Below are 24,823 nucleotides of genomic sequence, written 5' to 3'. Positions count from 1 at the left end.
AGTGAGGACTTGAAGTGATAGCAGGGCTACAATTGCGATTGATGCAGAACCCATCATTTTCCAAAAACGATGAGAATAAGCTTACGCTTCAGGAGTAAATCCCGGCTAACAAAATCTTTATCAGAAACCCCGCAGGTTTTAAAAACCTGCGGGGTCTGGATGGCAATTTATTGAATAGTTACTTTCTGCTTTTCTACATTCCAGCCATATACTTCTACCGCCAAATTATTTTGCTTTCCTGTATATTCTACAGTTACGGTTTTACTTTCTCCTGGTAAAATACTCACGTAGTTATCATCATAAAATGCAGGCAATATGCGCTCGCCGGTGTTGGCGTTAATTAAAGCAACGCGGTTAAAAAACGCCACAGGATTTCCATTTGCATTGCTCAGCGTAACCGCTACCTTACCATTTTTCTGATCAGTTGCTGTCACCTTTAATGGCGCTTTTTTGATATTTTTTAATCCTGAATACTCACCATCTTTTCCTGGGAGCCAGTAAATGTTTTCGCTTAAAATGTTCTGCTTCTGGTCTAGAATTCTTAAAGAAACAAATACACCTTCCTTTTTATCCAACTTGGTTAAGAACTCGTTCATAGGAAAAAGTCTTCTCACCGAAGATGGTCCGATTGAATTAAATACCTGTGAATAAAAGTAGTCTTTGCCATCCATATCGTAAGCTTTGGCTTGTACCATCAGGTTATTTTTGGTAACAAAACCATTATTCACAATGGTAACCATACTATCCAAAGGATTCATCATTACATGCAGCGGCTCACTTCCTTTCCTTAAACCATATAAACAGGCGTTAGGATCAAGATAATAATCATACATCTGCCCGCGCATGGCCGTCCACGGATTTTGCGTTTTCCAGATGATGGAACCGGTATACCAATCCCACATTTTATTCGAGAAACCTTCCATTAAAGCCCTATACTGATCGTAATTGGCCAATTGTGCCTTCATGGCAAAATCTTCAGCACTTTTTGGCTTACCATATGGGTTAAGGTATTGCTCATAAGAGATGTATTTATGGTAATCCCATACCGAATCGGGCTTGGCTTTGTATTGTGGCGCAACCAGATTTTCTTTAGGGATAAAGCGAAGCAAAGAAACATAGTCGCCCACCCCTACCGAGCCTACTTCTGAGTTATAAGGAAATGTTCTGGTGCCCCAAAAAGTTTTAATATCCTGTATCCCGTACGGACCATCACCGTTCCCACCGATAGAATTGAAAGACATTTCATCACTGTTTGAAAAATCGAAAAGTTTTCTTGTGCCATCTAATCGGGGCAGAATATCATTTTTTAAAGGCTCCAAAATATCTTCAGGCGGGGTAATTTCATTCCCTCCACACCAAAATGCAAGTGAAGCATGGTTTCTGATCATTTTAATCTGATCTTCAATGGCTGTTAAGGTTAAATTATGGTCATCAGGATAATTTCTACGCGTCCATTGGTCTTCTTTCTTCATTGGATCTACCCAGCGGCCATTGCAATCGCCACTGAACCAAAAATCCTGAAATACAAGCAAACCATATTTATCGCATGCATTATAAAACTCAGGTCTTTCTAAAATTGCTCCTCCCCAAATGCGGATCAGGTTGAGGTTCATATCTTTATGGTAACGTATTTCTGCATCGTAACGGGCATCGCTAAAGCGGAGCATCGCATCAGAAATAATCCAATTGCCACCTTTAATAAAAATTTTTTGTCCGTTTACATAGGCACCCATGCTTTTGGTGTGCTCATTCCAGATATTATCAATCTGGCGCACGCCCACTTTAAGCTGCTCTTGATCTAATACCTGGTTAGCTGCTACAAATTCGATTTTTACATCATACAGGTTTTGTGCTCCATATCCGCTTGGCCACCATAATTTAGGGTTTTCGAGCTGTAAATCAGGCAGCTTAACCGTTGCTGTTTTATTCGCTGCGATGGTGGTAGGTTGTTTAATCAACTTTCCGGCAATTTGATACTGTAAAGTTCCAGAAATCGCCTGATTTGTTGGGTTTTCTACTTCAACTGAAACTTTAACAGTTGCAGGGTTTTGTTTCCCTTCTGGTAAACGCTTGCCCGGAACCAAAGTGATTACCTGAGGATTCTGGATATTGATATTTTTTGTTTTCTCGATGGTCACTTTATCCCAAATGCCCGTATTACGATCTCGGGTGGGTTGGATCCAATCCCAACCAGCAGTATATTGTGTAGTAAGGCCTTTGGCAATGGTACCGTCGCCACCTTGGCCTCCATTCGGATTTCCCGGAAAATCTGGTGGATAAACAATCACTGCAAGTCTGTTTTTTCCATTCGTAGCTAATAGTTTGGTAATGTTGTACTGCGCCCTAAGGTGCATACCTACCTGGGTTTTAGGATTAACTTTTTTTCCGTTTAAATAAATTTCGGCTTTGTAATTTATTCCTCTAAACTGTAGCCAAACCTGTTCGTTACCCACAGCACGCTCTTCAAAATCTTTTACAAACCAATAGGTGTAATAATCATTTCCGGTTTTATAAACGTCGGGAATTTTCTCATTATTCATCCCATAAAAAGGATCAGGAACTTTTTTGTTGTTCAGTAAAGTGGTTAATACTGTACCGGGAACGGTTGCGGGCATCCAATTGTTAAGAGAAAAACCCGATTTAGAAATTTCAGCACCGTTTGATTGTGCATCTTTAATATTGGTACACACCCAGCCCGAGTTTAGCTCGTAACGCTGCTTAGCATTTACAATGAAAGCCGAACAGAGTAGAAGAAGTAGAAATAGTTTCCGCATTTATTTGAGATCTTATAATTGATAATTATTGTTGTGGCTAATTTTTAATACAAAAGTCGGTTAAACTTATCCCGACTTTTGTATTTTGCTTTAGAATTATTTTCCGGATATCGGCCTGTCTTCTGGTTTTACGCCCCATGTTGCAGATGGTTTATTGCCCATATAAATTTGTATATTTCCACCAGCAGTTATGGCTTTGTGCAAAATATACGATTTAGTATATGGTTTTCCATTCAGCACAATTTTCTGAATATACTTATTCCCGGCACTATTACCTACAACCTTTATATTAAATTTCTTATTCCCAGGCAGCGAAATAACCGCATCGTTAACCAAAGGTGTTCCAAAAACGTAAGCTCCATTTGCGGGATTAACAGGATAAAATCCCATTGCAGTAAAAATGTACCATGCACTCATTTGCCCTACATCTTCATTGCCACACAACCCATCTGGTTTTGATGAATAAAAATCATGGTCTATTTTACGGATCAGATCTGCGGTTTTCCATGGCTGGCCTGCATACGTATACAAATAGGTAATGTGGTGATTGGGTTCATTTCCTTGTGCATAATTACCAATCAAACCACTAATATCGGGTGAGCCATTGGTTCCTAAATCCAAAGGTAAGGTAAATAGCGAGTCGAGTTTATTGATAAAAGGTTTATCTCCTCCAAAAAGCTTAATCAGTCCTTCTACATCCTGAGGTACCAGCCAGGTGTATTGCCAGGCATTTCCTTCTACATAATCATCTTCACGGTGTTTTGATGAAAAAGGATCGAAAGGGGTTCTCCAGGTTCCGTTGGCCAGTTTGCCACGCATAAACTGAACGCTTGGATCGAAATATAAGCTGTACAACTTTGACCTTTTGCTAAAATAATTGTAATCGGCTGTTTTGTTCAATGCCTTAGCCATTTGCGCTATACAATAATCATCGATAGCATACTCCAAAGCCTTACCAACTGATTCATTTACCTTATCAGCCGGAATATGTTTTAGCTCCTGAATGTATTCAATACCATCTGTTTTTTGCATCGCCGATTGTTTAATTGCTTCATAAGCCAGGTTAACATCAAATCCGCGGTACCCTTTTAAATAGGCATCAACAATAACCGGCACAGCGTGGTAGCCCACCATGGTATTAGTTTCGCTGCCCATTAAGTGCCAAACCGGCAACTTCCCTTGTTGTTTGTAAATGGCCAACATGGTATTTACCACATCGCTTACTTTATCCTGGTGTAAAATGGTAAACAACGGATTGGCTGCGCGATAAGTATCCCACAATGAAAAGGTGGTGAGGTTATTAAAATTGGCCTTTCTGTAAACTTTTTTATCAGTTCCCAAATAATCTTTATTTACATCATTAAATAATGATGGTGCAATCATAGTATGGTATAATGCCGTGTAAAATACTTTTTTAGTGGTGGTTGAGGCCTCAATTTTAACTTTAGATAGCTCTTTTTCCCATTTTGCATCAGCATTTTTAACTGTAGAAGCGAAATCCCAGCCTGGTAATTCGGTTTTTAGATTTAAAATTGCATTTTCTGCACTAACTGGCGACAAAGCAACTTTAATTTGTAATTTCTCAGCATTAAGGGCGTTAAAAGTAACAATTGCCTTTAATTTTTTGCCTGTTAGTGATGATCCGCTTTTTACAGCTGTACTATCATATAGCGCAATGTTTTTTATTGGTTGCGAAAGCTTGATTACAAAATACAAACGTTGATCGTTAGACCATCCCTTAGAATTTCTGCGCCCAACAATGGTAGTGGCATCTATTTGCTTTAATGAGGCAGATACTGGGGCATCCCAACCTATGCCCTCATTTAAATCGATAATAACATGTGGATTTTCAGCGCTTTTTTTAAAGGTATATTGGTGGAAACCAACTCTTTCTGTAGCCGTTAATTCGGCTTTGATTTGGTATTTATCAAGTAATACACTGTAATAACCAGCTTTAGCTACTTCATTTTGGTGCGAAAATTTAGAAAGATAACCTTGCTGATCATCGGCTGTTTTTCCTTTTTCTAAAATGATTTTACCAGTGGCAGGCATAATCGAAATATCTCCCAAATCGCCAATTCCTGTTCCACTTAAATGGGTATGGGCAAATCCGGTAATGGTATTGCTGATGTAATTATAGCCGCTGCACCAGTCCCAACCTTCAAAAATATTGTTCGGCCCAAGCTGAACAGCCCCGAACGGGACATTGGCACCAACGAAAACGTGACCATGTTTTGCTGATCCAATTAATGGATCTACATATTGCGTAAGCTTTGTTTTCTGCTGTGCAGTGGCATTAAGTGTAAATAGAGAGGCGGTTAGAAGTAGAATAGACGAGATTTTTCTGAACTGCATGTGTGTTATAATTTCCTACGATAGATTTAAAAATCTAAAAGTAAAACGTTTTATGATTAATTCTCATAAAAAGGGAAATAATTATATAAAATGTCCGTCATTTCAACTGAAACGCAGTCTTGATGATAAATCGAAAGAGAGATTTATCATCATTGGATTTAGCTTATCTGAACACTTTGCTCGAAAGGACGATCACACAGGCAAACGACCTTTTATCCAATCTCTAAAACAATTACCTGATCGGGTTCATCGGCATTTAAAGTTGTGGCAATCGTTAATTTGGATTGTTTAAGTGTGTAGTTTACCGGGGTTTTATCTTTTAGTAAATACGCTTTTTTGATTTTTTTTACCGGAAAGTTTTCCAAATCTAGCTTTGCCGTTTTACCATCTACTATATGGATATAAATTTTTTTGTCGCTTTGCGTAACGCTTCCCCATGCTTGTGGCTTAATAAAGCCTGCTTTGGTACCGTAAATACTTTCGCCATACATTTTAAGCCAATCGCCTAAACCTGCTAATCGGTCTTGAAACTCAGGCTGAATTTTACCGCTCGGCATCGGGCCGATGTTCAGCAAAAGATTGGAGCCTAAGCTTGCTGCTTTAACCAACATGTGCACCAATTCTTTATTGGATTTATAATAGGTATCGCTTAAATTATAACCCCACGAGTTTGATATCGTTTCGCAGGTTTCGAGCGGCAATTGATCTGATGCTTTTTGAAAACTTAACCCTGATTTATTCTCACCGGGAAGGTCACGTTCGAACATCTGAAAATCTTCTCCGGCAAAAGGTGTAAGGTGGTGGTTATTCCCAATCATACATTGCGGTTGGAGTTTGTGTATCAAACCGTAAATTTCATTGTATTTCCAGTTAATTCTTGATGTTCTGTCTTTTGATCCTTCTGGTTCTGTCTGATCCCAGTGCCCATCAAACCAGATCCCGCCTATTTCGCCGTAATTTGTTAATAATTCGGTTAACTGGTTTTTCATAAACTGCAAATAACTTGCGTAATCGCCTTTGCCTGTTCTACCGGAATTCTGCCCCGTGCGGCCGGTTTCATGTGGATAATCTTCCCTGCGCCAATCCAGTAATGAATAATACAGGTATAATTTTATCCCTTGTTTATGGCATTCATCGGCCATCATTTTTACAATATCCTTTTTATAAGGTGTATTCATGATGTTAAAATCAGAATATTTGGTATCCCACATGCTAAAGCCATCATGGTGCCTTGTAATCAGCGTAATGTACTTCATCCCGGCATTTTTTGCCATGGTTACCCATTTTTCGGCATTAAAATCAATTGGATTAAAAAAATCTTTAAGGTTTGTATAATTATGAACGGTAAGTTTCCGCTCATTCATTACCCATTCTCCACTACCCGGAATGCTAAAAGGGCCCCAATGGATAAACAATCCGAAACGGGCATCACTAAACCATTCCCGCTGTTTCAAATTAGCAGCCGCAGGTATGTAGTTTTGTGCTTTCAACTGTATGCCAAGCAATAGTAACAATCCTATTATTACAAATTTTTTCATGTGGTGAAGCTTATATTTTGGTTAGATTTTAGTCTATTGATGCTGTAGCTTTGGTTGGTTTGCCAATTACTTTATAGTTTCCATCTCCTTTTAAAATGGCTAAAATCTGTGTTTGGTTGGTAAACAGGGTTTTTGCCGCAGCCAATTCTTTATCGTACTGAAAACTTTGCTCTATCCTTCCTTTTTCATAAAAATAACGGCTCACAATCTGTGTTTCCAATACTCTTTTAATTTCTGCCTTATGGCTTACCAGGTCAGTTTTTTTAGAGGATGTAAGTTTGTATTTCAGGTTCTCGAGGTCGGTTTTTACTTCAGCGGATTTATTTTCTTTTTCAGCCTCTAAACGCAAGTCAGAAAGCAATCTTTCGGTGCGGCTCTGATAGGCGAGGTCTTTATCTGCAAGGCTGCTGGCAAAAGTGTTATAATCAGCATCGGTTAGCTGGAAGGTTTTTGCAGAAGTCAAAGCTGGTTTCTCTTTTCCATATTGGTTTGCATAGTTAAAGAAAAGGCTTTTATTAATCATCGAAATGGTAATCGGGCTTAATTTAGCTGCATCAACCACCACATCAGGGTATACACCATTGCCACTGTAAACATTTCTGCCGGCTTTTGTTTGATACATTACCATGGTAGAATCTGCAAAACGTTCGGCTACTCCTTCGGCATTTTTATGCGCATAATCCAATTTTTGAATACACCGGCCTGATGGGGTGTAATATTTGGCCACAGTTACTTTAACCAGGCTGTTGTATGGCAAATTAAAAGTTTGTTGCACCAAGCCTTTACCATAACTGCGCTGACCGATTACAATGGCCCGATCTAAATCTTGCAGCGACCCAGCCACAATTTCTGAAGCGGAAGCAGAGTTGCCATTTACCAAAACCACCAACGGAACCGAGGGCGCTATTGGCGTAGATAAGGTTTTGTAGGTGATTGTTTTCTCCACATTTTTACCTTTTTGGGTAACTACAAGCTGATCTTTATTAACAAACAGGTTTACAATTTTAACAGCTTCCTGCAATATGCCTCCGCCGTTATTCCTTAAATCAAGTACTACACCTTTAGGGTTTTCTTTTTGAATGGCCAACAAAGCATCCTTCACTTCCTGAGCGGAATTTTCGAGAAATTTATCGAGTTTAATATAGCCAATACCCTCGCCAACCATGCCCGAATAAGAAACATTAGGTTGTTTGATCTCTTCGCGAATGAGCTTTTTTGTGATTTCTTTGCCATCTCTGATCATCAGCAAATCTACTGCAGTTGCTTTAGGGCCGCGTAGTAGCTGGCTAATTTCTGCACGGTCTTTCCCTTTTACTGCGATTCCGTTTATACTCACTATCTGATCGCCGGCTTTAATTTCACTTTTATTAGCCGGATAACCTTCACTCACATCATTGATGAACAATTTTCCATCGATAAAAACAGTGCTTGCTCCAATACCGCCATATTGTGTACTTACATATTTCAGTTTATAATCTTCTATTTCCGATTCGGGAACATACTCTGTATACGGATCCAGGCTATCCAACATGGCATCAATACCAGTTTTCATCAATTGCGGGGCATTGGTATCATCAACATAATTGATGTTGATCTCTTTATACAGCGAGGCAAAAATATCGAGGTTTTTAGAAACCAGAAACAAATCTTCTTTGAATGAAAAAGATACTACAGCAAGGCCAAAGCCAGCCGCTAAAAGACCATATTTTAGTTTTTTCATTCCCTTATGTATTTTATATTCCGCTTTGGCAGGTAAAATGAAATACCTGTCTGCCTGAAGGATGATTTATTGAATGTACAAACGTAAATGTACAAAAAGCGGCAAATATTAAAAACAGCTTATTTGGGGCAAGCGTAAATTAAGCGTTACGCTAATTAAGGAGGTTAAAGTACTGAGTTTACTACAATCTGTTTCCTTTGGTATCTGCCAGGGCTTTTTGAATGGTAAATTCGACATAGGTACGGTCGCGCTTAACTAAACGCATTAAATCTTCAACCAGTTGATCTTCTTTGCCTGGCGTAAATTCCAAGGGTTCGTTGGCAAGGTCGCGGTATTTCCTTAAGAACTTGGTTTTTACTTTAAATGCAGTTTCTGAAGTAAGTTGAAAATTAGCCATGGCATATTTTATTTGATGCAAAAGTAAAAAATATTTGTTCAGGTTGATGCGTTTTTATGTGAAGTGACAAAAAAAGTGGAGATTCGCGCTTTATTTTTGCACGATAATTGTGTTAAAACCGCGTTATAGAACAAAATCAGGTGTAAAATCGCAATGAGTGTAAATGTTAAACAAGAGCCACAAACAGTAATAATAGTACTTAAATATGGTATTATGCCTGATTTATGGCTCAAAAATCCCTAAAAAAGCAAATTAAACAACATGAAAAAAATCATCTTCTCTATTGTTTTCCTAACCCTGGGTTGGGCAACATCAAAGGCACAAACTTTTAACCTTGGCGTTAAAGCAGGCGTAAATTTAGCTAAATTAAATGCAGATTTTGCAAGTGAAGAAAACCGTTTGGGTTACCAGATCGGTGCGTGGGCGCGTATTGGTGGTGCAAGTTTTTATGTGCAACCTGAAGCCTATATCGGCAGTAAAGGCAACAAATTTATCAGCATTCAGCAAGATAATGGAAATGAAGTTCAGGCAGAAGGAAAAGTGAAATTTACCACATTGGATGTTCCTGTTTTACTTGGAACAAAGTTTGGAGCTAAAAACCTAAATTTCCGCTTAATGGCCGGGCCGGTTATTTCATTTATTCTGGATGAAAACTCATCGTTTAGCTCTGCTTACCAGCAAGCTACAGATTTCGACAATTACAAAAACCAGGCATTGGGCTTACAGGCTGGTGCAGGAGTAGATGTAGGCAATATTTCGGTTGATTTACGCTACGAGGCGGGCTTATCGAACATTAGTAAAAGTGAAAAATACAGCCAGAAACCTAATTTATTTCAACTGAGTTTAGGATTTAAGATTTTGTAATAACATATTAATAAAGGCGGTTGCGTTCCAACTGCCTTTATTATTTTAAGATTATTAAACTTCCACTTAGTTTTCAACATTCGTTTTTTAAATCTATAAATCTTAATAAACGCTCGTTGGAAGGGGTTGACCGTCATAATTAACATTAAATTTTTTAGTGCAGCCATTTGAATAAAATACCCGTGATCCTGACCTGGTATATACGGCATATTCTGCATTAGGTAGTAATCAGAACCTGTAATTTTCCAAGTGTCATCAATTCCATCGCAATTTGGTATTGTGGAATTAAGGCAAAAAAAAGGCTATATCATATTATAGATTTGTTATCCTGAACTTGTTGATGGCCTTGTTAAACATCTTTTATAGTGTTTCAACAAGCTCAACATGACGAAGAATTACTTTTATGATACAGCCTTTTGGTATTGAGACAGTTTTAATTAATAAAATGTGGTATAAGCGGTAACTGTAGGCAGAAAAGCCGAGTTGCCTGCAACGCCTTTCAAATAAAGTGTATAAGCCCTGCCTTTTGATAACGAAAGTGTTAATGTACCCGCAATAACAGCCCCACCACTTGTGGTGTTGTACAAAAGATACTTAACACTTGGCGCTACCCCTGACCCTGGACTTGGCACCTCCGCCCAGGCAGAAGATGTTCCGTAAGCTACGTTTGAAACAATTTTAGGCCCTGTAGGGAGATCCCCTTTAATCAAATCGATATTTGGCCCACCGTTATATACATTAATAACACGCAAAAAAACTTTTGATGTATCTAATGCAGGCTTTATATCCTCTACCACTAATGATGAAGGGATTTGCTTTGCTGTGGTATTGTACTGCCCGGTAGTAAATATTGTATAATACTTTCCTGCCTGTGGCGTTATCTGCGAATTAAATACTTCTAAACCAGCATCAGCAGTAGCGCTTGCTATAATTTTTGCGGTCAACTTGTGCGATCCTGGTGAAGTAATAGCATAACCAAGGTCAGGGAACAATGATGTAGCGGTAGCGTAATTATACCCAGCATTTTCAACTCCTAATGATGACAACCCGGCAGAGAACTTGGTTCCATCTATAAAAAAATTAACAGTTGGACTGCTTGGTGTAACATTCAGAATTTTTACATATGCATACTTAGGATCGCCGGGGGCAACCTTTTCATATACTGTATTTTCTACCAGAGCTTGTTTTTTACATGCGGAAAGCAATACTGTAGCCACCGCAACGAAATATAATATCTTTTTCATTTTTGTTTATTTAAGCATGAGTTACGGTTGAGAAAACCACATTTTAAAAGTATGGTAATTAGGCTGATCGCCTCCAATTTTTTTTAATGCTTCTAAATTCCAAATGTATTCTGAATTGTAACGCGGGCGATAACGTTGTATCGGTTTGCCTCCGTTATCTGCATAAAATGAAGCAGGAAAAAAGAACGTGCCTAAGTAGGGATTATTACCTTTAGAATCGCCATCAAAGTAATTGTATTTACGCAAATCGCTCCAGGTTTCAACAAATCCATAAGCATAAAGCGCAAGGTATTTTTGCAGCATAATATCTTTTAGTGTTAATGTTGCTGGCGTTTGTTTTACAGCGGCACTTGTTAAATATGCTGTTTTATCAGCAGAGGTAATTGCTGTACCTAAAGCACTAACAAAATCGATACTGGCTGAAATTCCTTTTGTATAAGCATCTAACGCTAATGTGGTATTACCGCTTCTAAAAGCTGCTTCGGCTTTAATAAATTGCATTTCAGAATAGGTCATGATTGGAAAACCAGCGTTATCTTTAAACAGGTATTTACCAAACGTAGCACCGGGGTTAGCTGATGCCAAAACTCCCCATGGGTTTGGAATTTGATTTTTGGCAGCTACAGTTCCTGCATCTGATGTATTTGGAGCAGTCCCTCGGAATTCACCATCAGCAGAGGCCGTAATCATGTTATTTCTACGCGGATCGATAACCGCATTCTTTGTTCCCACAAGATAAGTTCCGTCAAGTAAACCCACAATAATTCTTGTTTGGCGATAGGATGCCAGGTTTGCTCTTAGCGGTCCAAAGAAATTACCATTTGCAGCTGTTGTACCTAAATTGGGTACAATAAAGTTATCAGCATTGCCAGTTAATGATTTATCAACATACTCAATAACCTTTGCCGGATCGTAGTTCGCTTTATTAATCAGGTTATTTGCATTTCTTGCAAGTATTCCATAATTGAACCTAATCCATTTGGCATTATCGCCAGCATATATTAAATCTGCCGGTGCCAATTTACCAACTGTTCCGGTACCATCGGTTCTACTAAAGTTAGCAATTGAAAGATTAGCCAACCTAACAACTTCGGCATAAACATCTGCCTGTGAATCGTAATCAAATACATATCGATTAGGCTCAAAGGCTTGCTTAAGAATAATTTCACCATGGTAATCGGTGGTAATTTGCCAGCTCCAGGCTTTTAACGCCTGCGCTAAACCTACATAATTCCACTCTGATTTTGCGGTCGATTTATCTATAATCAAGTTTAAATTGGCTCCCAAACCATAATAATTGGTTCTCCATATCTCACCGCCAGAATCACTTGATGGAATCCATCCATGAGATTCCCCTACGTTTACAGCCCCTCCAAAGTATTGTACAACGCCTCCTAAATACCTCGAATCAAATTGCACCCCACGCTCCATTTGTGCAAAAAGCGGCGGGGTTAAGGTTCTGCTTTCTGGATCTTGCGGTGTTGCCGGATCGGTATTAATATCCAAATACTTTTTACACCCTGATCCGATCAAGACTGTTAAAGCAACACATAATATATATATCTTTTTCATTTCAATTTTAATTAAAAACCAACTTTAAGACCAAAATTATAACCTCTTGGCTGACCTGCAGAGCCATAATCAATACCCGATCCACCTAAACCACCTGAAGATGCATTAAGTCCGTTTACCTGAGGATCTACACCATTATAGTTAGTAATCAGAAGCAAATCTGTTCCTGTAAAGAAAACGCTGGCATTTTTGACCACCCGGCTTTTGGCAAACAAACTTTTCGGAAGGTTGTAACTTAAAGTAATATCTTTCAATCTTATCCAATTGATATCTTTTTGAAGAAAATCGGCAGTGTTGAAATAAGTAGAATAGTAAGTTGTGGTGATGTAAGGAATAACTACAATGTTGTTTTTTGTTGGGTTGGCACTATTTTCCAAACCATCTCTAAAAACTCCTTCAATAATTCTAGGAGTTTCACGATCTAGGCTCAGCTTAGATAACCCCCTTTGGTATAGATATTCTTCTGTAGCATTGTAGATATCACCCCCTTTTCTTATGTCCAAAAGGAACGATAAGTTGAAATTTTTATAGGTGAAACTATTTGTTAAACCAGCACCAAAATCTGGAGCGCGATCACCAATAGGAGTAAAATTTGTATCTCTAATTGGCATACCATTAACAGGGTTTATTAATATTTGGCCCGCATTATTGCGCAGATAATTTTGCCCTGCAAAGGCTGATATTGATGAGCCAACGGTATATTGTGCCCTTACATCATCCGTTAACCAGGTATCAGACAGATAAAAAACGTCTTGACCGGCCGGAAGTGACAGGATGTAACCACGATTGCGTGAAATATTTGCGGAAATATCCCAAGAAAAATCTTGCGTTTTAATTGGTGTTCCTTTTATAAGAAGCTCAAAACCCCTGTTTCTAATTTTACCGCTATTGATATAACCTAAAATTGCACCAGTTGCATAACTTAAACGAGGAGCCGTGATTTGTTTATCTGAAAGGTTTTCATAAAGAGAAAAATCAAAAGATAACCTGTTGTTAAAAAATCCCAATTCCAAACCCACCTCTTTTGATGTTGTAAACTCAGCTACCAGATCAGGATTTCCTGCTGTTACATCTGTTGCAAAACCGCCACCGGTTGTGGTTTGTGCAAGAAGTTTTGTTTTTGTGATGTAAGCCGTTCTCGCATCTTTACCAGATTGCCCCCATGATGCTCTTAATTTTCCGAATGACAACCAATTTAATGTCTTAACAGCTGGCAATTCTGAAAATACAAAACTCAAGGATGTTGCCGGATAAAAGAAGCTATTGTTTTTGCTCGGAAGTGTTGATGAGATATCTTCGCGGCCAGTTAAGGTTAGATAAAGAAATTCATCATAACCTAATTCCGCCTGTGCAAAACCGCCAACTTTACGTTTAATAAAATCAGAATAAGCAACCCGTTGCGTTGTTGGGTCGGTATTGTTTATACTATAGTAGTCTTGCTCATAAAAACGTGTACCAAATTGTGCGTTGGTAGCATCATCATCATCAGTTAAATCTCCACCGATTCTTAAAATAGGTTTAAACTTACCAAAGTCTTTTCTAAATGTACCAACAAGCGAGGCATTGAATAATCGCTTTACATCCTGATAGGTATTTATAGCACCGCCTGAATATACTGTTCCACTTACATTAGAGGCATATGATTGGGGATGATAGGCAGATAACCCGGTTTGCGTAAACATATCGGCACCTACCCTACCGGTAACGGAGAACCATTTAGCAGGAGTATAATCTAAACCAACATTAGTTAAAATGCGGTTTAGCTTATCATAGTTTGGATTTTTGTTCACCCCCCAGTATGGATTGTCGAGCTCAGCTCCCAAACTTGATCCCAAAATCCTTCTTCCACCTGTCTGCGGATCAATATAATTCCGCATATCATCTACCCGGGGCCATGATAAAGAACTTAACATAGGGCTACCAACGCCTCTGTATGTTTTATCAGTTTTAGATGATATGAAATTTACTGAAGCGTTGAGGCTTAACTTATCGCTGATTTTGGAAACCCCACTTAGTTTAAAGTTTAAACTGTTATAGCCAGTACCAGGAATATAACCTTTTTGATCCGTGTAACCTAAACTGGTTCTTACCGATAGCTTTTCAGATCCACCTTCTACAGATGCATTATGTTTTTGAGTAAAACCAGTCTGATAAAAATTTTGAAGGTTATCATATACAGGTAATCTCTCTGGGTATTTAGCACCAAAATAAGTTCTTGTTCTAACTTCTTCGTCGAATATACCACCTGCTCCACCACCATATACAGTTTGATAATCAGGAAAACGATAAATATTTTCCACACGGAATGAGTTGCTGTAAGTGGCTCTGGCCGTACCTGCTTTAGCCTTTTTTGTAGTAATAACTACTGCACCAGAAGCCCCCTCGGTTCCGTATAATGCAGCAGCTTCTGGCCCTTTTAAGATGGTTACAGATTCGATCTCCTCAGGGTTGATATCCATCACGCGGTTACCATAATCGTTGGTGCGGTTAAAACTACCCTGCCCAACCAAGTTATAATCAGAAAATGTTTTGTTGGAAATTGGCAAACCATCTACCACAAATAATGGCTGGTTATCTCCATCAAGCGAAACACCGCCCCTAATAATAATTTGCGATGAAGAGCCTGGTAAGCCAGTTGTAGGCGTTATAATTGCGCCGGCAACCCTTCCCTGTAACGCATTTAAAAAATTATCGCGTTGTGTATCGGCAATTTCAGCACCTTTGAGCGTTTGGGCAGAATAGCCCAATGCTTTTTTATTACGTGTAATACCTTGCCCTGTTACCACCACCTCTTCTAAATTACTCGCATCGCTGGCCAAAACGATATTGACAGTTGTGTTACCACCAACTGCTCTTTCCTGCGTTCTATAACCGATGTAAGAAAAGGTTAGCACATCTGTTTTTAAGGCCTTAATAGCATAGTTTCCTTCAGCGTTGGTTTGTGCAACTGTAGTGCTTCCTTTTACTCGGATGGAAACACCTGGTATAGGCCCATCAGTTGATGTAACCTTACCGGTAATGGTTATTTGTTGCGCTATGGCATGAGCCAGCAACAAAAACGTACCAATAAAAATTAGTAGTAGTTTTTTTTTCATAAACTGCCTGTTTAGTTAGGGATAAAGATTGTTTAGTTGTTGTTAGTTAGTTACTAAAACACGCACAATAACGCATTTTATGCTAATATCACAATTGTTTTAGAATAAAAAAACTATTTAACAAACTATTTAGCAAGGCGTAACAAAAATATTATCGCAATAACACGCAAAAACACGCACATTAAAAAAATCTAAAAATCTTTTATACATTCGTTCTAAAACCAGACACTACTTATGCTGAAAAAAGAACGACATGATTTCATCATGCGCCAGATTAACCTGCACAACCGGGTTTTAACCTCCGATCTGGTGCAGTTGCTAAATGTTTCGGAAGATACCATTAGAAGAGACTTACAGGAGCTTGTTGACGAAAACCTACTTTACAAGGTACATGGAGGTGCTTTATCTAAATCCTACCACAGTTCTTTTGATGACAGTACTGTTTATGCCCGAGAAAGTAAGATTGCGATTGGCAAAAAAGCCATTCAGTTAATAAAAGATGGAATGGTAGTTTTAACCGGAGGAGGCACCACGATTTTAGAATTGGTAAAATTACTTCCACAAGGATTATCTGCCACATTTTTTACGATTAGTCCGCTGGTTGCAGTAGAATTGGCCAAGTACAATAATATTGAGGTAATTTTGATTGGAGGATTATTTTCTAAAAATTCGCAGGTTACTTATGGCGGTCAGGTAATTACACAGTTATCAGAAATAAAGGCCGATTTATGCTTGATGGGCACCAGTGCCATCCACCCTGATGAAGGCTTAACAGATACATATTGGGAAATTAATCAACTTAAAAAGGCCATGTTGGCCTGCGCAAAAAGAACAGCCGTACTCTGTATTTCGGAAAAACTGGATATTGCTTTAAGGTTAAGGGTTTGCCCGATAGAAAGCATTAGTTATTTGATAACTGAATTGGATAATGCCCACGAATCGCTTTTCCGTTATAAAGAAAAAGAATTGAATATTTTATAAAAAGGGTCCCGATTTTAAATCGGGACCCTTTCTTTTAGAATGTTGGATCGGCAGGAGTATTGGTATTGTTATCCCTTTCCTGAAAAGGATATGGAAAGAAATTTCGCTTACGATCGGTCAAAGGCTGATTAAATCTCCTCATATCTTCCAGTTTTAAACCCGAAGCATATAATTCTATCGAACGGTGCTTATAAATAAGATCTAACAATTGTTGCTGAGTATAAGGCCCTACCAAGGGTGGCAGTGCTGCCGCAACACCAAACAGATCGGTTGTTTTTGTTACTACTTTATTTAATTCAATTAATGCATTTGGTAAATCGGACTGCCGCGCAAGTGCCTCCGCTTTAATCAAGGTTATTTCTCCTGGTAAATAAATAGGAAACGGTGTAGCCGTTGCCGCAGCAAAACCGTTCATCCGCAATGTTTGAGGGCTACCAGCAAGTACTGTATAAAAAGCAATTCTTTTATCTGCCGCATCAGGAACATTTGCTCCGGTAAGACCTAAATTTGCATTTAACGGCTGAAAAACATTGTTTGAAGAAATAATACTGAACAAAATATTTGGTGAGGTAGCATCAAACTTAAAAAAGGATGGCTTTGTTAAATCTACCAGGTTTGCCTCTGTTAAAGCGAGCGCATAATTTCCTGAAAAAAGTGCATACCTTGCTTTCAAAGCGTGAATTGTATTTATAATATTCACATCAGCAGGAACATTGGTTAAAAAGCTTGTCGAAATTGGATTCGCAGCAATAACGGTTAAAGCATTATCAAGCACCGCAATTGCTTTTGTAAAACCTGCAGAACGCGTAATAAAAGCTACATTTTTACCTGTTCCATCAGGAATTTTCTCCCAGTATTGCGCCATATTTCCAATGGCCAGAGCCTTAAATATGCTCGAATAAGCAATCAACCCCGAAGCATAACCCTTATCACCCAGGTTATTGGCATTGGCAATAACCAAATCTGCATCGTAAATAATTTTGTTGGCGCTTGTCCAAAGATTGAATAGAATTGTATTGGTTCCATCTACAGTACTTCCTCCGGTACTTAACTGTAATTCAGGAATATTTCCTGAATTAAGTAACCTTAACTCGTTGGTTACAAAACCATTTGCGGCAACAGAATTGAACATTACACCCGTACGGGTTAAAGTGTACACGCGCTGCAAACCAATTGCCACGGCGGTTAATCCTTGCTGTGTGCCCAAAGCCACATCTGTTTTGGCCCTTGAAGGATCCTGATATTCTTTTGTACAAGAAGCGAGGCACAATGTTAACAAAAGCGTTAAACAGGCTATATTTGTCGAAATATTGTTTCTTAAAATTTTCATAAATTTTCCTTTAACAATTATAATTTAACTTGTAAACCCAAAGTAAAAGTGCGTGGAATGGGCACCGAACCAAAATCGATATTTCTTAAGATGGTTGATTGGCCACCAGAGTTTAACTCAGGATCGTAACCTTTGTAATTATCCCACGAAATTAGGTTTCTTCCGCTTACTGTTACTGTTAAATCTCTTAAAAACTTAAGCTTACCAACATTATAGCTTAATGAAATTTCTCTCAATTTAACAAAAGATCCATCATCAATACGCCATTCTTCAATCGCATAAACGCCGGCTACATAGCCTCTAGGCAATTGTCCAAGTTGCTCCTGCTCCGCTACTTTGCCATTACCCACACCTTGCCGTGTTCTCCAGTCGGCATTCCATACATCACCTCCCTGTACAGCATCAAATTGCACATGTAAATTCAAACGTTTATAGGTAAAATCGTTCACAAAAGACATATTATAATCTGGATTTGGATTACCAATCACTTTACGTAAGGTTGTACCGGTAGGCAAACCGTTAGCATCGCGCTGAGGGGTAAATGTTGTGGCAGAATTTTGAATTCCCTTTTCTATTTGAGGAATACCTGCGGCATTGGTTAACAAACTTCCATCAGGATTCCGTGCAAAAAAAGTTCCGTAAAACACACCAATAGCCTCCCCGTTTATAATCGCTACCGGGGCACCAGGGTTTGTACTAAACAATCTTAAACCACCAACATCAAGTGCTGTGTTTCTGTTTCTGTTAAAAACAACTGAAGTATTCCATTTAAAACCCTTTCCATCTATAGGGGTTCCGTTTAATACAAGTTCAATCCCTTTGTTTCTTAACGAGCCGATATTGTCCAGCAAGCTTGAAAATCCACTGGAAGGTGCCTGCACGCTGGCAATTAAAAGATCACTTACTTTTTTATTGTACCAGTTAAACTGTAGGCCCAACCTGTTTTTGAAAAAAGATAAATCTGTTCCCAGTTCCAGTTCGCGCTGGCGTTCAGGCTTAACATTTTCATTCGCTAATGTGGCACTCGAAAACAATGAAGCCCTTCCTAAAAATGATTGAGTAGAATAAGCATTTATCCGATCATATGCACCAATACCTGTTAAATTTCCCGACTCCCCGTATGCTGCCCTGATTTTAAATGCATCCCACCAGTCAGAAACACCAAAACTTTTCCAGTAATCAGCTGAAGAAAGCACATAACTTAAGCTTCCTTTCAAGTATTCCTGTGTACGGTTTTCAGCTCCGAATACTGAAGATTGATCAACCCTCAGGGCTCCGGTAACAAATAAATGATCTTTATATTTAAAATTTTGTTGAATGTATCCTCCACTAACCGATAATTCCGTTCTGCCATCTACACTCGGAAGCTGCGTTGCAGCAGCGTTTACTGTTTCGATTAATGGTGCCAAACCTCTACCGTTTACCAACTGGTACCTGGTTTTTTCATATTGAAAAGAGTAACCAACCTGCGTGGTTGAGGAAATTAAATCAGAAAGTTTTGCCTGGTAAGTGGCATTAAACTCATTGTTAAATTGAAAAGCATTGTTTGTTGCCGCACTTGCATAGCCATTTAAGGTTCCATCCAAGGATGCACCTCCACCATAAAAATCAGGATTTACATTATACGCAAAGGGTGGTATGTAGGTAGAACCACTCTGACCAGAGTTATCAACCCCCAAAGTAAAATCTAACGTTAGATTTTTTACCGGGTACAATTTTAAATTGGCATTGGCAATGATGCGGTTAGTTTCCTGGCGTTGCTTAATATCTTCGATTACCGAAACGGGATTTACCCTGCCCCTTTCTCCAACAGCCATTAAATTACCGTTGGCATCTCTGGCAAAAATATCATGTATATTACCAATAATGGTAACTGAGTTCATTGGCGAAAAAAACGAATTTCCATCTGGCTTTTCATTGGCAGAACTGCGGATATAATTTAAGCCGGCACTTAATTTTGCCCATTCAGTGATTTTTTGATCTACGTTTGCCCTAAAATTATAGCGCGTAAAGTCAGTGTTTTTAATAATCCCCTGATTGCTGAAATAAGCCGCAGAGGTATAATATTTTGTATTTTCATTACCTCCTGAAACTGAAACAGTATTATCTGTACCTGTTGCCGATTGAAAGATATAATCCTGATAGTTATAGCGTGCAGCAGGAATGGTTTTCTTTTCCAACACTGCCGGATCGCCAACCGTTTGGATCACATCTTGGGTAGGAAAAAGAGTTGGTGTACCAAACCTTACCGGAGATTCGTTCACCTCTACCTGCTTACGGAGGTGACTCAAGGTTAAACTTGTGCTAAAATTAACCTGGGCAGCACCACTTACACCTTTTTTGGTAAAAATCTGAATCACGCCGGAATTTGCCCTCGAACCATAAATTGCAGCTGCGGCGGCTCCGTTTAACACTTCAATCCGCTCAATATCGGCCGGGTTGATATCAACCATTCTGTTTTGGCCGATACTGCCCACAAAGTTACCTCCATCGTAGTTAGATGAAGTATTGGTAACCCTTGTAGTAGAATTATTAACAATTACCCCATCAATAATATAAAGAGGCTCTGATGATGAATTTACCGAACTGATCCCCCTTAAGCGTACAGATAATCCGCCAGCAGGATCACCTGAGTTTTGGCTGATCTGAGCCCCTGCTGTTTTTCCCTGTAAAGATGAAAGTACGTTTCCGCTTGGGGCCTTGTTTAAATCATCGCCCTTAACCGTACTTACATAACTTCCCAGTTCTTTTCTTGTCGTTCCCTGCGAAGTTCCGGTAACAATTACCTCATCAAGGCCAACGGCATCGCCACTTAGTGCTGTACTTAATTGAACCTGATCATTTGTCCCAAGATCTATCCCCTCACTTCTGCTTTTATAACCTACGTAAGAAAACTGAACCTGGTATTTGCCCGGGGCTAAATCTACCGCAAAAGTATATCCACCGTTAGTATTGGTACTGGTTACTAAATTGGTATTGATAATTTTAACAACAACGCCCGGAATCGGTTCTTTATTTGAAGCATCGGTAACCTTACCACTTATGGTATACCGTTTGTTTTGTGCTTGTGCCATTCCTGCAGATAAGATCAGCAGAAATGGGATCAACAAAATTGCGAAAAATCCTGGTGACCATTTTAGGTAACTTTTTTCCATAAAAATTGGTTTTATATTTGAAGATTAGTGTTAAAACAAATTTAACAAAATACCGCACAAACCAAATTTTTAACGGGTACAAACTCATTTACAATTCTTAAATTGGAATGATGTTGCTATTGTGGCAAACTGATTTTACCCATACAAACCGAAGGTACACCTTGCCTGTTGCCAAAATTAATCGGTTCGCCACAAAGCGTTTCATTTGCCAAAACAGCAAATAAGACCGCCTCTTTAGCATCGGGGTTAATGTTTAAATCAGCTGTTGTTAAAAAAATACAGGCAGGCAGTTTTTCATTAAGGAGCCTCACCAGCAAAGGGTTATGCATGCCGCCACCACTCATAAACACATGCGCTTCAGCTTCTTCGCCAAAACAACGTTTTATAGCATTTGCGATAGTTTCTGCCGAAAAATGGCATAACGTAGCCATTACATCTGCTTTACCTAAATTTATGGTTAACGATTGCTCCTGTGCTTTTACTAAATAATCAAGGTTAAATAATTCGGGCCCGGTAGTTTTAGGAAATTCCAGCTCAAAAAAATCACAGTTAAGCAAAGCAGACAACAATTTTTGATTCGATTTACCAGATAAAGCAATTGCAGCATTTTTATCGTAAAACTGGCCAAAATGTTTTTGCATGTATTGATCCATCAAAGTATTGCCCGGACCAACGTCTGTAGAAAAAATTGCACTTGCATCCGTGCTTGCTGGCAGGTAAGTAAAATTTGCTATTCCGCCAATATTGAGCATCACACGGTCTTCGCCTTCCTTAGTAAACATTAAATAATCTCCATAAACAGCTAAAGGAGCACCTTCACCACCAGCGGCCAGGTGTTTCTGCCTAAAATCAGACAAGGTAATAATCCCAGTTTTTAAGGCAATATGATCTCCATCCCCAATCTGTAATGTGCCGTTAGGATAATCTGCCAGTTGGTGTAATGATTTTGGAGCATGAAAAATGGTTTGCCCGTGGCTGGCAATAAAATCAATATCATCATTTTTGTAGCCCCATTCTGCAAGCGCATCATTTATAAGCTGTGCATGGGTGTTGGCAATATGCGCGTTCATAAGGCATACCAATTGTAAATCGACTTGTTTTTTTGAAAAAACAGCTTGTATTTTTGCCCTAAAATCGTCTGTATAATCAGCGGTTTTAAAATTTAACACCTCAATATTGGTATGTGCTCCGCTTCCCTTCGCCAAACAAAGTGCAATATCCAGTCCATCCATAGAAGTGCCGCTCATCAAGCCTATAATTAAACGTTCTGATTTTCCTGCTTTTAAGTATAACTTTTGGATCTGTGTGTTCATATTGGTTTTTTTACGAAAAAAATCAAACGTTTGTCTGGGCCTTTAATCGAATATTGTGTAAATTCTTGCAATAAATGTAAATAACCTTTGGTACAAATTGGGCATAACTCTCTATATTTACTGCTCCGTACATTAAAATCCATATAAAAAAAATGGCTAGATTAAATCTACTGGAGGAGACACGTTTCGAGAAATTACCCGTAAGCGTGTTCGAAAATCCAAAAATTGCTTCAATTAATGTAGCACACCGCATTGCCGGGCTCATTAAATCAAAACAAGCAAACAACACACCTGCAGTACTGGGCTTAGCAACAGGTGTTACCCCAATTGCAGTTTATGCCGAATTGGTTAGGCTGCACAAAGAAGAAGGGTTAAGTTTTAAAAACGTAATTACTTTTAACCTGGATGAATACTATCCAATGGCCCCTACTGCCGCACAAAGTTACGTTACGTTTATGAATGAAAACCTTTTCGATCACATTGATATCGATAAGAAAAACGTTCACATTCCTGATGGAACGCTAGCTTTGGAAGACATTCCGGCATTCTGTTTGGAATACGAAAAGAAAATCGGCGATCTTGGAGGGCTGGATATCCAGATTTTGGGTATTGGCCGTACCGGTCACATCGGATTTAACGAGCCGGGATCTGCACCAAATTCGGGTACCCGTTTGGTTACGCTGGATGATTTAACCCGCCGTGATGCTGCACGCGATTTCGGTGGTAAAACCTTTGTACCAACCAAGGCCATTACCATGGGTATCGGTACAATTTTTAAGGCAAGGGAAATCATTTTAATGGCTTGGAGCCGTAAAAAAGCTTCGATTATTAAAAAGGCCGTTGAGGGCGAAATTTCAGGAGAAGTACCCGCAACATACCTGCAACTTTCTGAGCATGTGGAGTTTATTCTTGATGCTCCCGCAGCTTCAGAATTAACCCGCTTTGATACCCCGTGGTTGGTTAAAGATTGTATCTGGACAGATGCCTTGATCCGCAAAGCGGTAATCTGGCTCGCCAACACCTTAAAAAAACCGATCTTAAAATTAACTGAAGACGATTACAACAATAATGGTATGGCACAACTGGCAACCGAAAAAGGCCCGGTTTACAATATCAATATCCATATCTTCAATAAATTACAACACACCATTACCGGCTGGCCAGGTGGCAAGCCAAATGCAGATGATTCACAACGGCCGGAAAGGGCCGAGCCTGCCAAAAAGAGGATCATAATATTTTCTCCACACCCTGATGATGATGTAATTTCGATGGGTGGTACTTTTCTGCGCCTGGTTGATCAGAAACATGATGTACACGTAGCTTATCAAACTTCGGGCAACACCGCTGTTTGGGACGACGATGCACTCCGCTTTGTAGAGTTTAATGTAGACTTTACTGAGAAAATGGGTATGGACAATGCACATTTAAAGGATCTTTACAACAAAATGAGAACCTTTATTGAGCAGAAAAAACCAAATCAGGTAGATACGCCAGAAATTCAGACTGTTAAAGGATTGATTAGAAAAGGTGAAGCCATTGCCGGAGCAAGATATTGCGGCCTTGAAGATGACCACATCCATTTTCAGGCACTACCATTTTACGAAAGTGGAAAAGTACAGAAAAACCCGGTAACAGATGCCGATATTGAACTTACAATCGAACTTTTACAGAAAGTTAAACCTCAGCAGGTTTACGCAGCCGGCGATTTCGAAGATCCGCACGGAACACATATTGTTTGTTTCAAAATCATTCTGGAAGCATTAAAACGCTTGCGTAAAACCGAAGCCTGGGCACAGGATTGCTGGTTATGGATGTACCGTGGCGCGTGGCATGAGTTTGAAACCTATGAAATTGAAATGGCAGTTCCAATTTCTCCGCAAGAGCTTGAACGCAAAAAATATGCAATTTTCAAACACCAGAGTCAGAAAGACAGAGCCGTTTTCCCTGGTGACGACTCAAGGGAGTTTTGGCAACGCGCGGAAGACCGTAACCGAGATACCGCAAAAGCCTACGATGAGCTTGGCCTTGCTGAATATGAAGCAATGGAAGCGTTTGTACGTTGGAAATTTGAAGATTAATTGAAATTTAAAATAAATCCAGTCCTGCTTTGATTATTCAAAGCAGGATTTTTTTTGCCCAAGCATCATATGTTCAAAAAACCGCTAATGAAAAATATTTATAAGGTTTAATAAAAAATCAAGAAGTTGCTCACCTCCAGAACTTTGCATTAATAAAAATAAAGTCACCGAAAAGTGAGTTTTCGCTTTGGCCAAACCTCCGAAGTCTCGATACCTGTAAGCAGCAAAATCAGAAAGTCTTTATAAAGATTTCCATGGCTTTCAGAAGTAATCTTCACTACTGTTTACCTAAACTTCGTAAGTAATTTCTCAATCTAAAAACAATAGGCTAAATTAGTTCGCCAAACCTAACCAGTTAACCATGACCGAACCTAAACAACGATTGTTATCTCTTGATTTTTTTCGGG

The 24,823-nt window shown here is 39.1% G+C and carries 14 protein-coding genes; 3 read left to right on the top strand and 11 right to left on the bottom strand.

Annotated features, from left to right (window positions below; all coding sequences use genetic code 11):
- Positions 1-167: 167 nt before the first annotated feature.
- The 5 genes from ACZZZW_RS02690 to ACZZZW_RS02670 all read right to left on the bottom strand — a co-directional run bounded on the left by ACZZZW_RS02690 (position 168) and on the right by ACZZZW_RS02670 (position 8,784).
- Entirely contained in the window at positions 168-2,774 is a 2,607-nt protein-coding gene (locus tag ACZZZW_RS02690; protein ID WP_463492211.1) for a glycoside hydrolase family 2 protein, read from the bottom strand.
- 96 nt (positions 2,775-2,870) lie between these two features.
- Entirely contained in the window at positions 2,871-5,129 is a 2,259-nt protein-coding gene (locus tag ACZZZW_RS02685; protein ID WP_463492210.1) for a GH92 family glycosyl hydrolase, read from the bottom strand.
- Between the two features lie 212 nt (positions 5,130-5,341).
- Complete coding sequence (locus ACZZZW_RS02680; protein ID WP_463492209.1) at positions 5,342-6,667, bottom strand: alpha-L-fucosidase; 1,326 nt, start codon at positions 6,665-6,667, stop codon at positions 5,342-5,344.
- 28 nt (positions 6,668-6,695) lie between these two features.
- Positions 6,696-8,387 carry a S41 family peptidase gene (locus ACZZZW_RS02675; RefSeq protein WP_463492208.1) on the bottom strand — a complete coding sequence of 564 codons (1,692 nt, stop codon included), beginning with the start codon at positions 8,385-8,387 and terminating at the stop codon, positions 6,696-6,698.
- A 181-nt stretch (positions 8,388-8,568) separates the two neighbouring features.
- A complete protein-coding gene (locus ACZZZW_RS02670) occupies positions 8,569-8,784 on the bottom strand; it encodes a hypothetical protein (protein WP_055904352.1) in 216 nt (71 codons plus the stop codon).
- A 261-nt stretch (positions 8,785-9,045) separates the two neighbouring features.
- Here ACZZZW_RS02670 and ACZZZW_RS02665 point away from each other — a divergent pair, with 261 nt between their 5' ends.
- Positions 9,046-9,648, top strand: a complete 603-nt coding sequence (locus tag ACZZZW_RS02665) for a porin family protein (protein ID WP_055904349.1) — start codon at positions 9,046-9,048, stop codon at positions 9,646-9,648.
- Between the two features lie 437 nt (positions 9,649-10,085).
- On the opposite strand, the gene ACZZZW_RS02660 is transcribed toward ACZZZW_RS02665, so the two are convergent.
- From ACZZZW_RS02660 to ACZZZW_RS02650, 3 genes are read right to left on the bottom strand one after another with little or no spacing between them, the layout of a single operon-like run.
- Positions 10,086-10,892 (bottom strand): DUF4397 domain-containing protein, encoded by an 807-nt coding sequence (locus ACZZZW_RS02660; RefSeq protein ID WP_463492207.1) that lies wholly within the window; start codon positions 10,890-10,892, stop codon positions 10,086-10,088.
- Positions 10,893-10,913: 21 nt separating this feature from the next.
- Positions 10,914-12,464: a SusD/RagB family nutrient-binding outer membrane lipoprotein gene (locus ACZZZW_RS02655; RefSeq protein ID WP_463492206.1), complete on the bottom strand. Its 1,551-nt coding sequence runs from the start codon at positions 12,462-12,464 to the stop codon at positions 10,914-10,916.
- Between the two features lie 11 nt (positions 12,465-12,475).
- Positions 12,476-15,559 (bottom strand): SusC/RagA family TonB-linked outer membrane protein, encoded by a 3,084-nt coding sequence (locus ACZZZW_RS02650; protein WP_463492205.1) that lies wholly within the window; start codon positions 15,557-15,559, stop codon positions 12,476-12,478.
- Positions 15,560-15,793: 234 nt separating this feature from the next.
- Here ACZZZW_RS02650 and ACZZZW_RS02645 point away from each other — a divergent pair, with 234 nt between their 5' ends.
- Positions 15,794-16,540 carry a DeoR/GlpR family DNA-binding transcription regulator gene (locus tag ACZZZW_RS02645; protein ID WP_055904336.1) on the top strand — a complete coding sequence of 249 codons (747 nt, stop codon included), beginning with the start codon at positions 15,794-15,796 and terminating at the stop codon, positions 16,538-16,540.
- Positions 16,541-16,574: 34 nt separating this feature from the next.
- Here ACZZZW_RS02645 and ACZZZW_RS02640 read toward each other — a convergent pair whose 3' ends face one another.
- From ACZZZW_RS02640 to ACZZZW_RS02630, 3 genes are all read right to left on the bottom strand, one after another.
- Positions 16,575-17,870 carry a RagB/SusD family nutrient uptake outer membrane protein gene (locus tag ACZZZW_RS02640; protein WP_463492204.1) on the bottom strand — a complete coding sequence of 432 codons (1,296 nt, stop codon included), beginning with the start codon at positions 17,868-17,870 and terminating at the stop codon, positions 16,575-16,577.
- Positions 17,871-17,887: 17 nt separating this feature from the next.
- On the bottom strand, positions 17,888-21,025 hold the full coding sequence (locus tag ACZZZW_RS02635; RefSeq protein ID WP_463492203.1) for a SusC/RagA family TonB-linked outer membrane protein: 3,138 nt from the start codon (positions 21,023-21,025) through the stop codon (positions 17,888-17,890).
- 116 nt (positions 21,026-21,141) lie between these two features.
- Positions 21,142-22,338 (bottom strand): anhydro-N-acetylmuramic acid kinase, encoded by a 1,197-nt coding sequence (locus ACZZZW_RS02630; RefSeq protein WP_463492202.1) that lies wholly within the window; start codon positions 22,336-22,338, stop codon positions 21,142-21,144.
- Positions 22,339-22,490: 152 nt separating this feature from the next.
- Between ACZZZW_RS02630 and nagB the strand changes: the two genes are divergently transcribed.
- Positions 22,491-24,416 (top strand): glucosamine-6-phosphate deaminase, encoded by a 1,926-nt coding sequence (gene nagB / locus ACZZZW_RS02625; RefSeq protein WP_055904319.1) that lies wholly within the window; start codon positions 22,491-22,493, stop codon positions 24,414-24,416.
- The last annotated feature ends 407 nt before the right edge of the window (positions 24,417-24,823 follow it).

This window comes from Pedobacter sp. AC379, assembly GCF_979258145.1.
The sequence above is the reverse complement of the archived record's forward strand: the minus strand, read 5'-3'. Positions and strand labels throughout refer to the sequence as shown.